The organism is Fictibacillus barbaricus (assembly GCF_031457135.1).
Taxonomy (GTDB): domain Bacteria; phylum Bacillota; class Bacilli; order Bacillales; family Fictibacillaceae; genus Fictibacillus; species Fictibacillus barbaricus_A.
Genome location: NZ_JAVDWA010000004.1, coordinates 250786 through 266274 on the forward strand (window position 1 = coordinate 250786; position 15489 = coordinate 266274).

Annotated in this window: 16 protein-coding genes; 2 read left to right on the forward strand and 14 right to left on the reverse strand. The window is 38.8% G+C overall.

Annotated features, from left to right (window positions below; all coding sequences use genetic code 11):
- Nucleotides 1-311 precede the first annotated feature (311 nt).
- The 4 genes from ald to J2X07_RS13610 all read right to left on the reverse strand — a co-directional run bounded on the left by ald (nt 312) and on the right by J2X07_RS13610 (nt 4503).
- Entirely contained in the window at nt 312-1436 is a 1125-nt protein-coding gene (gene ald / locus J2X07_RS13595; protein WP_310259606.1) for an alanine dehydrogenase, read from the reverse strand.
- 257 nt (nt 1437-1693) lie between these two features.
- On the reverse strand, nt 1694-1855 hold the full coding sequence (locus J2X07_RS13600; RefSeq protein WP_310259608.1) for a hypothetical protein: 162 nt from the start codon (nt 1853-1855) through the stop codon (nt 1694-1696).
- 63 nt (nt 1856-1918) lie between these two features.
- A complete protein-coding gene (gene argH / locus J2X07_RS13605) occupies nt 1919-3304 on the reverse strand; it encodes an argininosuccinate lyase (protein ID WP_310259612.1) in 1386 nt (461 codons plus the stop codon).
- A complete protein-coding gene (locus J2X07_RS13610; protein WP_310259613.1) occupies nt 3301-4503 on the reverse strand; it encodes an argininosuccinate synthase in 1203 nt (400 codons plus the stop codon). The genes argH and J2X07_RS13610 overlap by 4 nt, the downstream gene beginning before the upstream one ends.
- Before the next feature lie 212 nt (nt 4504-4715).
- Between J2X07_RS13610 and J2X07_RS13615 the strand changes: the two genes are divergently transcribed.
- Nucleotides 4716-5030 (forward strand): hypothetical protein, encoded by a 315-nt coding sequence (locus J2X07_RS13615; protein WP_310259616.1) that lies wholly within the window; start codon nt 4716-4718, stop codon nt 5028-5030.
- Nucleotides 5031-5073: 43 nt separating this feature from the next.
- Here J2X07_RS13615 and J2X07_RS13620 read toward each other — a convergent pair whose 3' ends face one another.
- From J2X07_RS13620 to J2X07_RS13660, 9 genes are all read right to left on the reverse strand, one after another.
- On the reverse strand, nt 5074-5580 hold the full coding sequence (locus J2X07_RS13620) for a MogA/MoaB family molybdenum cofactor biosynthesis protein (RefSeq protein WP_310259619.1): 507 nt from the start codon (nt 5578-5580) through the stop codon (nt 5074-5076).
- A gap of 10 nt (nt 5581-5590) precedes the next feature.
- Entirely contained in the window at nt 5591-6427 is an 837-nt protein-coding gene (locus J2X07_RS13625) for an EcsC family protein (RefSeq protein ID WP_310259621.1), read from the reverse strand.
- A 79-nt stretch (nt 6428-6506) separates the two neighbouring features.
- On the reverse strand, nt 6507-7169 hold the full coding sequence (locus J2X07_RS13630; protein WP_310259624.1) for a GNAT family N-acetyltransferase: 663 nt from the start codon (nt 7167-7169) through the stop codon (nt 6507-6509).
- A gap of 407 nt (nt 7170-7576) precedes the next feature.
- Complete coding sequence (locus J2X07_RS13635) at nt 7577-7732, reverse strand: hypothetical protein (protein WP_310259626.1); 156 nt, start codon at nt 7730-7732, stop codon at nt 7577-7579.
- 433 nt (nt 7733-8165) lie between these two features.
- A complete protein-coding gene (locus J2X07_RS13640; RefSeq protein ID WP_310259628.1) occupies nt 8166-9353 on the reverse strand; it encodes an acetate kinase in 1188 nt (395 codons plus the stop codon).
- 209 nt (nt 9354-9562) lie between these two features.
- Nucleotides 9563-10561 (reverse strand): class I SAM-dependent methyltransferase, encoded by a 999-nt coding sequence (locus J2X07_RS13645; protein ID WP_310259630.1) that lies wholly within the window; start codon nt 10559-10561, stop codon nt 9563-9565.
- A 130-nt stretch (nt 10562-10691) separates the two neighbouring features.
- On the reverse strand, nt 10692-11192 hold the full coding sequence (gene tpx / locus J2X07_RS13650) for a thiol peroxidase (RefSeq protein WP_310259842.1): 501 nt from the start codon (nt 11190-11192) through the stop codon (nt 10692-10694).
- Nucleotides 11193-11276: 84 nt separating this feature from the next.
- The gene (gene ytfJ / locus J2X07_RS13655) at nt 11277-11750 is read right to left on the reverse strand and encodes a GerW family sporulation protein (protein ID WP_310259632.1); all 474 of its coding nucleotides are present in this window, start codon (nt 11748-11750) and stop codon (nt 11277-11279) included.
- Between the two features lie 3 nt (nt 11751-11753).
- The gene (locus J2X07_RS13660; RefSeq protein WP_310259633.1) at nt 11754-12425 is read right to left on the reverse strand and encodes a DUF2953 domain-containing protein; all 672 of its coding nucleotides are present in this window, start codon (nt 12423-12425) and stop codon (nt 11754-11756) included.
- 133 nt (nt 12426-12558) lie between these two features.
- Here J2X07_RS13660 and J2X07_RS13665 point away from each other — a divergent pair, with 133 nt between their 5' ends.
- Nucleotides 12559-13362, forward strand: coding sequence for an NAD kinase (locus tag J2X07_RS13665; RefSeq protein ID WP_310259635.1), 804 nt, complete (start codon nt 12559-12561; stop codon nt 13360-13362).
- A gap of 430 nt (nt 13363-13792) precedes the next feature.
- On the opposite strand, the gene J2X07_RS13670 is transcribed toward J2X07_RS13665, so the two are convergent.
- Nucleotides 13793-15400: an amidohydrolase gene (locus J2X07_RS13670; RefSeq protein WP_310259637.1), complete on the reverse strand. Its 1608-nt coding sequence runs from the start codon at nt 15398-15400 to the stop codon at nt 13793-13795.
- Between the last annotated feature and the right edge of the window lie 89 nt (nt 15401-15489).

Sequence of the window (15489 nt, forward strand, 5' to 3'; positions counted from 1 at the left end):
TTAAGTTCGGCTGTTTTTTAAACTTTGTTGCTATTTAACCAATCAGAGGAGTAGGTGATACCCGCTTTTAGATCCTCGTTTTCTGTAAAAAGGGGCTTTTCTAAAAGTTTGTTGCTTTTATGTCATTTCATTAAGATTAAGAGTCTTCATTGACAAGGTGATCGGAGAGTAAGGTGCGAGACTCCTGCGGGATCAGTGGGACAGGAGAGACCTCTCATTTCGCAAAGCGAAGAGGGGGCTCACCGCACACCCCGCGGAAAGCGAGCATCCTGAAACGGAGATCAGCTACTTCTAAGAGCAATTTTATTAAATTACTGCATTTGCGCTAATAAAGAACCCGCTTCTTTATAATCAAGCTGATGAGCTTCCGCAACTGCTTTGTATGTTACAAATCCATCTAATGTATTTATGCCTTTTAACAGGGCTTCGTTATCCAGACATGCTCTTACATAACCCTTATTGGCAATTTGCAGGGCATATGGAACGGTTACATTTGTTAGTCCTATCGTTGAAGTACGTGGAACTGCTCCTGGCATATTCGCTACTGCATAGTGAAGCACACCATGTTTCTCATATGTTGGATTGTCGTGTGTCGTAATTTTATCAACTGTTTCAAAAATACCGCCTTGATCGATCGCAACATCAACAATGACAGAACCGGGCAGCATCCCTTTGATCATTTCTTCCGTAACAAGCTTCGGTGCTCTTGCTCCAGGAATTAATACTGCCCCGATGACTAGAGCAGACTCTGCCACGGCATTTGCAATATTTAAAGGATTTGAAATTAGTGTATTGATTTCATTGCCGAAAATATCATCCAATTGACGTAGCCGCTCAGGACTCAAGTCAATAATCGTAACATCTGCACCTAGACCCATTGCAATCTTGGCAGCGTTTGTACCGACTACACCGCCTCCGATAATCGTTACTTTTCCTCTTTTCACACCAGGAATTCCGCTTAAAAGAACTCCCATTCCGCCTTTTGGTTTTTCTAAAAACTGAGCACCGATTTGGGCAGCCATTCTCCCTGCTACTTCACTCATCGGAGTGAGGAGCGGCAATGAATTATTAGGTAATTGAACAGTTTCGTATGCGATGCCAACCACTTTACTATCGGTTAAAGCTTTTGTAAGTTCAGGTTCAGGCGCTAAATGTAAATACGTAAACAGAATTAATCCTTCATGAAAGAAGCAATATTCCTCCGGCAGTGGTTCTTTTACTTTCATTACCATATCCATTGACCATGCTTGTGCTGGTGTTTCTACGATTACTCCACCTGCATTTTCATATTCTTCATCCGTAAAACCTGAACCCTCACCTGCACCTTTTTGTATAAATACTTCATGACCAGAAGCGACAAGGTTTAAAACACCAGCAGGAGTCATTGCAACTCGATTTTCATTATTTTTAATCTCTGTCGGAACACCTATTTTCATTTTGTTTCCCTCCCTGATATGTAATTGGAATTTTTTTCATCTTATTTATAGTTACCATACCATCAAAAAAGTTAAATAAAAAGAAACAAATAGAACAATGTTAAACTTCTATTAATAAATTAAATCAGCACTTAAGTTTCCCTTTTTGCTGCGATTCCATACATAATAAAGAAAACAATCCAGACTTTATTATTCACGCCCTTAAGCTACAGAAAAAAGCCCAAAAGGAATGTTTCACAAACCTTTTGGGCCTTCTGTTAGCTTAAACTTTCTTCTTCATCTAATTTAGTGCGCTGCTGGCCTTGATCGACCTTATCGATAACACCACTCTGATATGCTTCCGTAATTTGCTGATGAACAGTAAGCTCACCTTCTGAGTCGAATTGAGCTTGCTGATCTTGTGGCTTATTTTTATCCATGTCTATTCCTCCTTATGCTCAAACTATTTATTAGTTTCTGTTAAGAAGGAAAAGTTATCTCGGCTAATTTTTGGCAGCGATAAGAATAGATGTTGCAGCTTCGAGCTGTTGACGAACCGCCTGGAAACCAGTACCGCCTTCAGAATTTCTTCTTTCTACAGCATGTTTGGGTGAAAGAACCTCAAAGATATCCTCTTCAACAATCGGACACCACTCTTTATATTCATCCAGACTGACATCTAATAAATAGCATCCTTTTTGAATGCATAAAAGAACCATCTTTCCTACAAGTTCATGTGCTTCACGGAAAGGAATGCCTTTCTTAGCTAAATAATCAGCAAGTTCTGTAGCATTGGAGAAATCCTGATGAACAGCATTATTCATACGCTCTTCATTGACCTTTAATTCATTGATCATACCAGTCATGATACTTAGACAGCCTTTTACTGTTTTGATCGTATCAAAAACCGGTTCTTTGTCTTCTTGCATATCTTTGTTATAAGCAAGCGGCAAACCTTTCATTAAAGTCAGCAATGAGACTAGCGAGCCGTACACTCTTCCGCTTTTTCCCCGGATTAATTCAGCCATATCCGGATTTTTCTTTTGCGGCATCATGCTGCTTCCAGTAGTAAAACTGTCACTGATCTCAACAAATCCAAATTCTTCAGAAGACCAAATAATAAGTTCTTCACAAAAACGTGAAAGATGCATCATAACAAGTGATGCGTTACTGCAGGATTCAATTGCAAAATCTCTGTCACTTACAGCATCAAGACTATTCAAATATTTTTTTGCAAAACCGAGTTCATTCATTGTAATGCTGCGGTCGATTGGAAAAGTTGTTCCCGCAAGCGCACCTGCACCGAGCGGCATAATATCCGTTCTTTTTAAGCTGTCCTGCAGCCTTTCTTTATCTCGTTCAAGCATCCAAAAATAAGCAAGCAAGTGATGTGCAAATGATACAGGCTGTGCACGCTGTAAATGTGTATAGCCAGGGATCATCGTTTCAACATGCTCTCCTGCAAGATTCAACAGAGCTTTTTGCAGTTCATCAATATGATCCATGATCAATACCGTTTCTTCTTTGACGAAAAGATGAAGATCTGTCGCAACTTGATCATTACGGCTTCTAGCCGTATGCAGTTTGCCTCCATCCGCTCCGATTTTGTCAGTTAAGAGCTTTTCTAGATTCAGGTGAATATCTTCATATTGAACAGCATATTGAAGATCACCTTTTTCTTCCTCTTTTTTAAGACTCAATAAGCCTTGTTTTATATTTTCATATGCCTCTTTTTCAATAATGCCGCATTCAAAAAGCATCTTAGCATGTGCCAAACTGCCTGTAAGATCCTGACTGGCTAATTGCTGATCAAAAGAAATCGAAGCTCCAAATTCATCTACCCATTCTTCTGGCTGTTTGGAGAAACGGCCTCCCCATAATTTTTTCACACTTTCACCTCATTTTTTTGAACCATGCTGCTTACTTTTGTCGGAAGTCCCCAAAGTGATATGAATCCTTTAGCAGCACCATGATCAAACATATCTTCAGAAGTATAAGTTGCTAATTTTTCATCATATAAAGAGAACGGTGATTTTCTCCCTTCAACAATTGCATGACCTTTAAATAGCTTAACGCGGACAGAACCCGTTACATACGATTGTGTCTCGTTTAAGAATGCTTTTAATGAAGCAGTTAAAGGCGAAAACCAAAGTCCTTCATAAATTAATTCCGTCATTTTCTTCTCAATGATCGGTTTGAAATGAGCAACTTCTTTTACTAGCGTAAGATCCTCAAGTTCTTTGTGTGCCTTAATTAAAGTTGTTGCAGCAGGGCATTCGTATACTTCACGTGATTTAATACCAACAAGACGATTTTCCACATGGTCGATGCGTCCTACACCATGTGCTCCGCCGATTGCATTTAATTGATGGATGAGTTTGTCGAGAGTAAGCCTCTCACCATTTAATGAAACGGGTATACCTTTTTCGAATCCAATCTCAACAAATTCTGGTTTGTCAGGTGTATTTTCTAATGGTGTTGTCATTTCGTAAGCATCTTCAGGAGGAGTTGCCCAAGGATCTTCTAGAATTCCGCATTCGTTGCTTCTTCCCCATAAGTTTTGATCAATTGAAAAAGGACTTTCTTTCTTGATTGGTACTGGAATATCATGCTGTTTAGCATATTGGATTTCTTCTTCACGAGACCAGCTCCACTCACGAACAGGTGCCAATACTTCCAAATCAGGTGCAAGAGCAGCAATAGAAACCTCAAAACGAACTTGGTCATTTCCTTTTCCAGTACAGCCATGTGCAACAGCAGAAGCATCATATTTTCTCGCGACTTCAACTAATTTTTTTGCAATAAGCGGTCTGCTTAGCGCTGAGATTAATGGGTATTTCCCTTCATATAAAGCATGTGACTGCAAAGCTACTAATGCATAATCATCTGCGTATTCTTTTTGAACATCTAATACGATTGATTCTGATGCCCCGATTGAAAGTGCTTTAGATTGTACAAACGGAAGATCTTTTCCTTCTCCAACGTCCAAACATAAAGCGATAACGTCATAGCCCTTTTCAGTGAGCCATGGAATTGCCACCGATGTATCTAAACCGCCTGAATATGCTAATACTACTTTTTTCTTCATATATATCTCTCCTCCTGAATAGTAAAAACTGAATAAGTATTTATTTTTATGCAAAACAATTTATAAAAATACTATTTATGATAGTAAATACTATAACAAAAAATGAGAAATAAATGCAAGGTTATTCTTGAAAATGAATAAAAAATCACAAAGTCGTAACACCTAGCCTGTTAGCGCCTTGTTTTGTACAATAGAAAAAGAGGTGATCTACCATGCATGATAACTTTGTTTGGGATGAAAGACTTGGGATTTCAATTCCACGCTTAACGAAACAATGGGATGAATATAAAAACAATGAACAATCTTTAATTCTTTTGCAGTGGGAAAAAATTAGAGGAGGTATACCTGATCGCATCGGTGCAATAGAACAGGAGATTAATGGACTGCAAGATCGTTTATCACTAGAGGAAAACTTCGAAGTTTCTTGCCAGTTAAATCATAAAATATCTGCACTTGCTTCTGTTATCAATGATTTATGGCTGTGGTACCGGCTCAATCAGCACGTATCGTCTAAAATACATGGTTAAATCCACATAAAAAGCTGGCTCACATTATCATGAGCCAGCTCTTCTATTTTCGCAGCTGCTGAACAACGTGCGTAATTTCAGGCAATATTAATTTTTCCATCCCAAGCTTAACGGCTCCTGAAGAACCAGGCAATGCAAAAACGGCTGTCTTTTTAATCGTACCTGCCACAGCACGGCTAAGCAAAGCACCTGATCCGATATCTTCTGTGTAACTCAACATACGAAAAAGTTCTCCAAAGCCTGGTATTTCTTTTTCAAATAAGGGCTGCAGTGCTTCAATCGTCACATCTCTTGGAGCAATTCCAGTCCCACCATTAAAAATGATGATATCTATATTATCATTTGATGCCGCATACATTGTTGCTTCTTTTATCCATGCTTGGTCATCGTGAACAATCCGGTATTCATAGACAGTATGTTTATGCATCTTGAGAAGTGATTTTATTAGATTGCCGCTCTTGTCTGATTCTTCGTTCCTCGTATCACTCACTGTTACGACCATGCAGCTTGCATAATCGGGAGCTTCCTTTTTATGCTCTTGAACACTCATGTATAGGCTCCTAGTTATTATATTTCTCTAACAGATAACGTTTTTGATAAAATTTATGGGCAATTTCTGTAATTTTTCTGGATTGCTGATAGTTCATGACAGCACCAACTGCCATTCCGAAAATCGGCAGTCCTTGCGTCAGCTTTTTTCTTAAAAGTAGAATGGCCATCATTTTTACAATTTGCTGAATCGGGTGCGACATCCAGGAAATATCCGCAACCACATCATTACCTGCATAAAAGATTGGATCTTCTTCTTGGTGGATTTCTTCCATCAATTCATCCCATTTTTCTTGCTGATATCGTTTTGGCATTGTTGCGGCATGATACACTTTTAAAGAACGCATCATCTCAGAAGGTCTTTGAATATCATAGCCGTAATGCATAGCAATGGATTGAACGGATCTGATCCCTAGCGTGATCATCGCAGGAAAATCCGTACCTAAAAATAAAATCCCGCCAGTTCCTGCAAGACCACCCTGTGTAAAAGACAAAAGACGGTTACGTGCAATTTGCTGATCAGCCATATAAGACAATTGATCGACTGTACATTTTTTTAAATCTACAATTTCAAAAATATCATCCCGGAACACACGTGCTTCGGATAAAAGTCTTTGTTTCATATCAAGCTGAAATTGAGAGTTCTGTATTAGCGCATGTATATGAAATAATACTGTATCAACATATTCACCGATTTTCCCTTGCATATCCTCAGATAAAAGGTCCATCTGTCCTGTAGCCCATTTTTCGTAAGTACGTCCAAAATCCGTTGGTTCATATGTAAAAAAGTCTTGTTCCCAATTCTGGATTTCTTGCCAGATCTGTTCTTCACGATCGGTGAAATGCATATTATCCCTCCAATGATCTTTTTTATAGTTTACTTTAAAAAAAGCGTGAAGTAAAAAATTCGCAGGTAGCAAGACAATCTTATTTAAATGGATTTTTCCACTCCATTAAAAGAGCATTGTTTTGTGATTCTGCATCCTCTATATAATTTGATACAACTGCAACAGGAGTCCTTCCTGATCGCAGTAAAAAAGAAATGACTGGATCGTATAAATCACCAGCCATCACTGATTGAACGTATTCTTGAGGAGACATTTTTTCAGCATGCCTTTGATAGCCTGGCATCCTTCCTCCGCCAATCAGCCGATCTACTCCTAAATGAATAACAACTTCATACATGGATTGCATAAGAAGTTTTCCAAGATTGAACTTCCGGTAAGATGGCCGGACACATATATCTACTACATATAGAGTATTGCCGCTGTTTTCATGGTTTCGAATATATCCACTATCCGTAACTTCTTCCCATGTGTGCTCAGGATGTGCTGGATCAAAGCTAATTAACAGTCCTGTCATTGATCCGGCAATCACACCGTCAATCTCTACACATAATGCACCATTTTGAAAAAGTGCAACGTGGTTCTTTAACTGTTCTTCGTTCCACCAAAGATCTGATGGAAACGGGGGAGGAAAACTTTCTTTTTGAATTTCAATAAGCGCTTTAAAATCATTGGTCTTATAATTTCGAACAACAGCTTTAACGGGTCGATCACCTATATATAGGTACAGTTCTTTTTTGTACATATGCAGTTTCTCCTCTTTTTATAAAAATGCTGTTTTCGTAATCATTGTTGTTCTTGAGTGCAGTTGATCTCCGTTTCAGGATGCTCACTTTCCGCGGGGCAGGCGGTGAGCCACATTCGTACGTTTCACATATAAGTGTCTCACCTGTCTAGCTGCAGCGCTTAGCCCCTCGAGGTCAAAAGTTTAATGGTCCCGAAGGCAAAAAGCGCCTTCTTAGCCCATTTCTCTTTTGCTTGTCGGGGCTGACCAAACCGCTTCCGCTTTTCATACTGCCCGCCTGTCCCGCAGGAGTCTCGCACCTTCCACTCCAACCAAATTTACAATGAAGAACTTCAAAACCTCTTTTTAGCAACAATCTTTTAGAAAAAAGCCTTTAGAAGAAAAACTTTTTAAAAATGCACTATGTTTTAATCACTTAAACACATTACTCTATGGGTCCCCCTTATTCCTTCTTTTAAAAAGGCTGTTTTCGCATACACTGTTGCTTTTGAAAGTTGTTGATTTCCGTTCCATGACACTCGCTTTCCGCGGTGCTGACGGTGAGCCACATTCGTACGTTTCACTTTTAAGTGTCTCACCTGTCTAGCTGCAGCAGTTAGCCTCTCGAGGTCAAAAGTTTAATGGTCCCGAAGTCAAAAAGCGCCTTCTTAACCCATTTCCCTTTTGCTTGTCGGGGCTGACCAAACCGCTTCCGCTTTTCGGACTGTCTAGCTGCAGCAGTTAGCTCCTCGAGGTCAAAAGTTTAATGGTCCAGAAGGCAAAAAGCGCCTTCTTAACCCATTTCCCTTTTGCTTGTCGGGGCTGACCAAACCGCTTCCGCTTTTCGGACTGCCCGCCTGTCCCGCAGGAGTCTCGCACCTTCTACTCCAATCAGCTATTAAAGAAGACAATAAAATAAGAATAAAAAGCAACAATCTTTTAAAAAAGAGCATTTAAAAAAGAAAAAGCAACCCTTTCTCATGTTAGGAACATGGAAAAGATTGCTTAAAAATAGTATTACATCGCATGGCGCATTGTATCTCTAGCGATCATAACTTCTTCATTTGTCGGAATCACGATAACTTTTACAGGAGAATGTGGGTAGCTGATAAACGCCTCTTTCCCTCGAACTTGGTTAAGAGCTGGATCCCAATAAACTCCCATAAATTCAAGTCCGCGAAGTACACGTTCACGAACTGCCGTACTATTTTCACCAATACCTGCTGTGAAAATAATCGCATCAATCCCAGCCATTCTTGCTGCATAAGACCCGATGTATTTATGAATACGGCTAGCGAATACTTCTAGTGCAAGTTCAGCACGTTCATTTCCCTTTTCTGCTTCACTTTCAATATCACGAAGGTCAGAAGAGAAACCTGAAACGCCTAACATACCGCTTTTATTGTTAAGAACATTCAATACTTCTTCAGCGCTTTGACCTGTTTTTTGCATAATATACGGAATAAGGGCAGGGTCAATATTACCTGAGCGCGTTCCCATTGTAACACCTGCAAGCGGAGTGAATCCCATAGATGTATCAATCGATTTTCCGCCTTCAATCGCGGCAATACTCGCACCGTTTCCTAAATGACATGAAAGAAGACGAAGTTGTTCAACAGGACGTCCTAACAATTCTGACGCTCTTTCAGTTACATACTTATGGCTTGTACCATGAAAACCGTATTTTCTGATGCCATACTCTTCGTAATATTCATAAGGCAAACTGTATAAGAAAGATTTCTCAGGCATCGATTGGTGAAAGGCTGTATCAAATACTGCAACCGCCGGAACGTTCGGAAGCACTTTTTTGAAGGCTTTAATTCCAACAACGTTTGCAGGATTGTGAAGTGGAGCAAGATAAGAAATTTCTTCAATTTCTTTTAAGATCTCATCCGTGATTAAGACAGAATCATTAAACTTTTCTCCGCCATGAACGACACGGTGTCCAATTCCTTCGATTTCATCAAGTGAAGAAATGACTTGATGTTTAATCAATTTATCTAAAAGCATAGAAACTGCTTCAGAATGGTCTTGTATATCTTTTATTTCTTTAATTTTTTCATCAATCACTTCAATCGTGAAAACAGAATCATTTAATCCAATACGTTCAACAAGCCCTTTTGTTAATACTTCTTCTTCTGGCATTTGAAGAAGTTGAAACTTTAAGGACGAGCTCCCGGCATTAATTGCAATAATTTTAGCCAAAATAGCCATCTCCTTCTTATTAAATGAAAAAGAAGGGCGCAAATCGCACACTTCTATCTCACTTGTTACTATAATCCTTCCTTATTTAAACATTGCCCATCGTTATTATCAAGGCTGTAAAACGCTTACACCTTATATTCATGCAATTCAGACTTGAATACGTTTCCAAACACATAAAAAAAAACAGCATAGGTAGTTATCCCACGCTGTTATTTTTCACGTTCCCATTCTGTTTTAAACCACTCATTTATTTGTCCCATAACATTAGCTAATCCCGTTTTGTTCGAAAACGAAGGAAGATCAGCAAGCATCGCCTGTTTCGGCTTTCTCACATCTTCTCCTTGCTTTTGCAGAATCAAGATACTCTTAGCATGTGTTTTAGACTTAAAAAGATTTTCCGGCAGCTGCAGTAAACCTAAAATATTTACACTTTCTTTCATCCAAGCCTGCAGCAATTCAGATTGCTCACTTTCAAACAAGCCATTTGGAACGATAAATATTCCGATACCTGCATCCTTCAAGTAATGAATAGATTGCTCCATGATTAAATGGTGGGCATACGTATGACCTTCTTTTTGAAACACTTTGTACTCTTTTGCTCCATCATCATCTGGATAGTACCCGACTGGAAGATCTGCAAGAACAAGATCTACTGGTTCAACATATAAAGGTTTAACTACATCTTGATGAAAGAGCTCAACTTTATGCTTTTGAATGTTGGCATTCACCCAAGCCAGACGAAGCAATGTTTCATCAACCTCAACAGCAAATGCTTCACACTCTTCTTGCTTTAGCTGATTAAGCACCGCAGTTAACAAATTACCCGAACCAACAACCGGATCTAATAAGGTGACCCGCTCATTCTGATTAGTGAATTTTTGTACGAGGTATCCAACAAAAAGAGCAACTGCATCAGGTGTCATAGCATGATGGGGCTGAAGGGCTTCTTGCATGCCTTTTAATACAGTAAGCTGGAACGCTTTTCTCAGCTCTTCTTTCCCAAACTCTGCAACATTGATTTTTTTATACTCTTCTGTCAGAACATTGATCAGTTCTTTATCATATTCTTTAGGAATCTCTTGAAAAAACAAATTCTCCCCTGTTTCCACAAGAGCATCTAAATAAGGCAAATCAAGCTTATCCTTGATCGCCATGGTGGAATTATCCATGCTTACAAAAAGTTTTTCTACTTCATTAAAAGAGCTCATATTCGCTTCCTCCTACATTTACACAGAGAACATTTTAACAAATACATTGGGGTATACACAACGATTTCGTATATTTCTCTTAACACAAAAAAATCCCCGGTAAACGATTGCTACCGGAGATGATTGTTTCTTACTTTGCGGCTTTAGCAGCTTCAATAGCAGCTTCATAATTCGGATGGCTAGTTACTTCATCAACATATTCAACATATGTGATTTTGTCTGAGCTATCGATTACAAATACAGAACGAGCTAATAAACGAAGCTCTTCAATCGCAACACCGTATGCTTTACCGAAAGAAAGATCTTTGTGATCAGAAAGAGTTTGTACATTCTCAACGCCTGCTGCACCACACCATCTTTTTTGGGCAAATGGAAGATCAACAGAGATCGTCAGTACTTTCACGTTTTCTAATTTGGATGCTTCCTCATTGAAACGGCGTACTTCAGCATCACATACCCCTGTATCAACAGAAGGAACAGCTGCGATTAATCTTACGCTGCCTTTAGTATCTGCTAAAGTAACTTCTGACATATCGTTTGCCAATACTTTGAAATCCGGAGCCTGATCTCCTACTTTTACTTGGCTGCCAAGCAGTGTAACCGGTTTTTCTTTAAATGTTACGCTCATGATATAAACTCCTCCTCAGGATCAATTATGTACTTACCCTATCATCTTAAAACAACACAGAAGAAAAAGCTAACGTGAGAGTTAGCTTTAAAAATCTGTTGAATGTGTATTTGACTGTTGAGCATTTGCTGAACCATTGTTTTTATTTTTGTTCATAAGATGCTGAAGTTTATCGATTACACCAGGAGCAAGATCTAATATACGTTCATATAGATGTGTACTGTTATCTAAGTGAATGGTTTTGATGCCTGTGTTGCTTACAACTAGAAATGCGATGGGTGTAATCGAAACTCCTCCACCGCTTCCCCCTCCAAATGGAGAATTTTTAGAATCACCTGAGGAACCTTGATTGCCTTGAGATTGTTGCTGAGATGATGAATCCTGTTGATTTCCAAAATCACTTCCACCTGCAGCAAATCCGAAACCAACTTTTGAAACTGTCAAAATCACACTTCCGTCAGGAGTTTCAACAGGGTCACCAATTATCGTATTTACATCGATCATTTCTTTTAAATTTTCCATAGCGGTTTTCATTAAACCCTGGATTGGATGTTCACCCATTTTTTACATGCCTCCAGTCATATATTCGTTATTTACTCGAGATGAATTCTTGGATCCACGCCAAGCTTTCATTATTTTTAGCATAACGACAATAGCATGCCCGATTTTAAAGGAAACCATACAAGAAAACCTTGTTTCACTGTGCATCCCCTGAAAAACAGGAATTACAGAAACAGAGGGGTTGCCTTTTAAAATAAAAAACGTATTAATCAGCTGCAGTACAACACCTTTAACTCCCCACAAGCTTCCTGCAGCAATAGCAGAGGCAGAAGCTTCACCGAGACCGATCGCACTGTGCCAAGAAATATTTTCAACTTTAATTTTGCTAAGAAAATGGCGAATGATATGATAAAAATTTCGAACATGAACCAGCATGCTTCTAAATGATTTATATTGATTTTTAAACTGACGAAAGGTTATTCTCTTCTTCTTTTTTTTCTTGTTTCCCATACTTGCTTGTTTTTCTTCTTTTACTTTTATTGCACGATCCTTTGCGTCAAATTGTATGAGTGGAATCTTTAACGTATACCGTAAAAAACGATACATACGCAATTTAATTTGAACATCACTATTGTCATTTCGATGGACAAATTGCAGTTCAATATGTAACGTAGAAAACATTAAGAGAATAGTAAAAAACAGCAATACAGCGATAATAAGCAAAATCCATTCCATGCTCGTTCTTCCCTTCTATTCGTTCATTATAGGCACTATGCTTTTAATCTAAACGTGAAACCAAATACATAAGAATTCATAGAAGGTGAAAAGAACAGAATAAAAAGATGAGATCAATAGGAGGTATCATTCAATGCGGGAACGCAACAATATTTTTTTCTTCTACAAAAAGGACGAGGCTATACACGAAAAAGCAGAGAAACTAAAACAGCTTGCTGCACAATCAGGTTTTCGTATTGTTGAAGATCAAAAAGAGGCAAATATTATCGCCAGTATTGGTGGAGACGGTTCTTTTTTACAAGCAGTCCGTAAAACGGGATTCCGTGAAGACTGTTTATACGTTGGCATAAATGCATCCGTTGACACAGGTTTTTATTGTGATTTTCATATAGATGATCATTCAGGTATGATAGACGCGATGAAAAATGAACAAATTGAAGTTAGAAAATACCCTGCACTATCCGTAAACATTGATGGACAAGGATCGTTTTATTGTTTAAACGAATGTTCCATAAGGTCATCAGTCATAACTACACTTGAAATTGATGTTTTCATTGATGATTTTTATTTTGAAACATTCCGCGGAGATGGCATGATCATTTCCACTCCTACAGGAAGCAGCGCTTATAATAAGTCAGTGAACGGAGCAGTTGTTGATCCCATGCTTGCTTGTTACCAGATCAGTGAGCTCGCTTCGCTCAATAACAATCAATACCGTACACTTGGATCGTCATTTATACTTAGCAATAATCGTAAAATGACATTCAAGATCAAACAGGAAAACAGCCAGACTTATCCGATAATCGGTATGGATAATGAAGCAATGAGTATTAAACATTGCAAAAGTATGAGCTTTGAAATTACGGATAAGCGAATAAAAACAGTAAAACTAAAAGATAATTCCTTCTGGCATAAAGTGAAAAGAAGCTTTTTGTAAAAAGCTGTTTTCGCATTCAACGTTGCTTTTGAGAAGTAGTTGATTTCCGTTCCAGGTTGCTCGCTTTCCGCGGGGCAGACGGTGAGCCACATTCGTACGTTTCACGTATAAGTGTCTCACCTGCCCGCCTGTCCCGCAGGAGTCTCGCACCTTTCACTACAATCAACCTATAATTTTAGTCAAATTACAAAACTGCCCCAGAAGCAACAATCTTTTAGAATAGAGCCTTTAGAAAAGAGCAAAAAAATACTGATTCGATTACGAGTCAGTATTTTTTGTTATGATCATATTTTCTATATAGAGCTCGTATTTTCTTTATTCCGCTCGTATTTCTCCTGTGACTCCAATAATTCCAGCAAATTTCATAAAGTGGCAAAAAAAAACAGCCTATAAGATGTTATTCACATCTAATAGGCCGTCATTCTGTCTATTAATTTTGAGTAACGCTATTATTTGTTTGTTGAAAGGCAATTTCTCCGTCTACGATTGTATAAAGAACTTTAGCTTCTAAAATTTCGTCAATTGGCACTTGAAATATGTCTCGGTCAAATACGGTAAAGTCAGCCATATAGCCTTCTTTAATATATCCTCTTACATTTTCTTGTCCGATAGCTGCAGCACTTCCAAATGTGTAAAGACCGACAGCTTCATATCTTGAAAGTTTTTGTTCAGGTACGTAACCTTCATGGGATTCACCCGGTTTTCTCCGGGCCGCAGCTGCATAGATCCCTAATAAAGGATTAACGGGTTCAATAGGAGCGTCTGAACCGCCTGCACAAATAATACCTTCATCCAGCAATGTTCTGAATGCAAACGCATATGGAATTCTCTCAGTTCCAAGACGTTCAATGAGCCAAGGGAAATCTGAAGCTACGAAACCTGGCTGAATATCTAAAATAACAGGCAGCTGCTTTAAGTCTTTGATAATTTGCTCCGAAACCAAGCCCGCATGAATAATTCTATCTCTTCCGGATTTCGCAGGGCATTCCTTAATCGTGTTCAGCACCTGAATAAGCGCCATGTCACCGATTGTATGCACTGCAATATTTTTATCATAACTTCTTGCTTTTTGTACTAAGTTCAATAACGCCTCATCGCCGTGAGTGGAAACACCTGAAGTTTCAGGAGCATCATTATAGGGCAATGACAGCCATGCAGTCCGGCCTCCAAATGCACCATCTGCAAAAATTTTCATTGCACCATACTCGACATAGGGCATTTGATAATCGTGCTCGATTTTCAGAAAATCATCTAACGCTTCGTGATGAACAAGCAAATGGGCTTTAAATTTATTTATTTCTTGATCTAACACCTTTTTAAAAGCTTTTAATGGACGTTCAACAAAGCCATAATAGCTCAGATCCTCTGAATGACCTCCTGTGAGCCCTAAGGAAAGAAGGTTTTTTACAGAAGTCTCTAGTGCCTGATTCAAATATTCTTGTGAAACTTCTGGCACGACTTTTTTTACGATATCAGCGGCACTGTCATGCAAAAGTCCTGTGGGTTCACCTTCCGCATCTCTTTTGATTATTCCACCGGGGGGGTCAGGTGTTTCGCTTGTAATACCTGCTAGTTCAAGTGCTTTGGAACTGGCCAAAAAGGCATGTCTGCAAACTCTAGATAATAAGACAGGTCTTCCTTCTGCGATTATATCCAGTTCTACTTTATGAAAAATTTTACGATCAATAAAATTATTTTCGTTCCAGCCCTCACCTAAAAGCCAGTCATCTTTTTTTAAGGTTTTTGCTTTTTCTTTTAATGCAGATTCCATTTCTTCTGCTGACGTCATTTCAGACAGGTCCAACCTGATCAGTTTTTCACCATGGCCGATTAGGTGCAGATGGCTATCCACCAAACCAGGGTACATAACCCCTCCGTCTAAATCCACAGAATCCGTAATTTCATCACCAAATTGGACGATGAGTTCTTTTTCCGATCCTGCTTTTACGATTTTACCATTTTCAACATATACCGCATTGCAATAGCTCTTTTCATTAACCATCGTGTAAATGGTTCCATTTCGAAACAAAGTCCCCACTTTTACAACCACCTTTATATATGCATTCTTCTTTGTATTATAACGGTTCGCAAAATAAAAAGCAGACATCAGCCTGCTTTTTACACTCC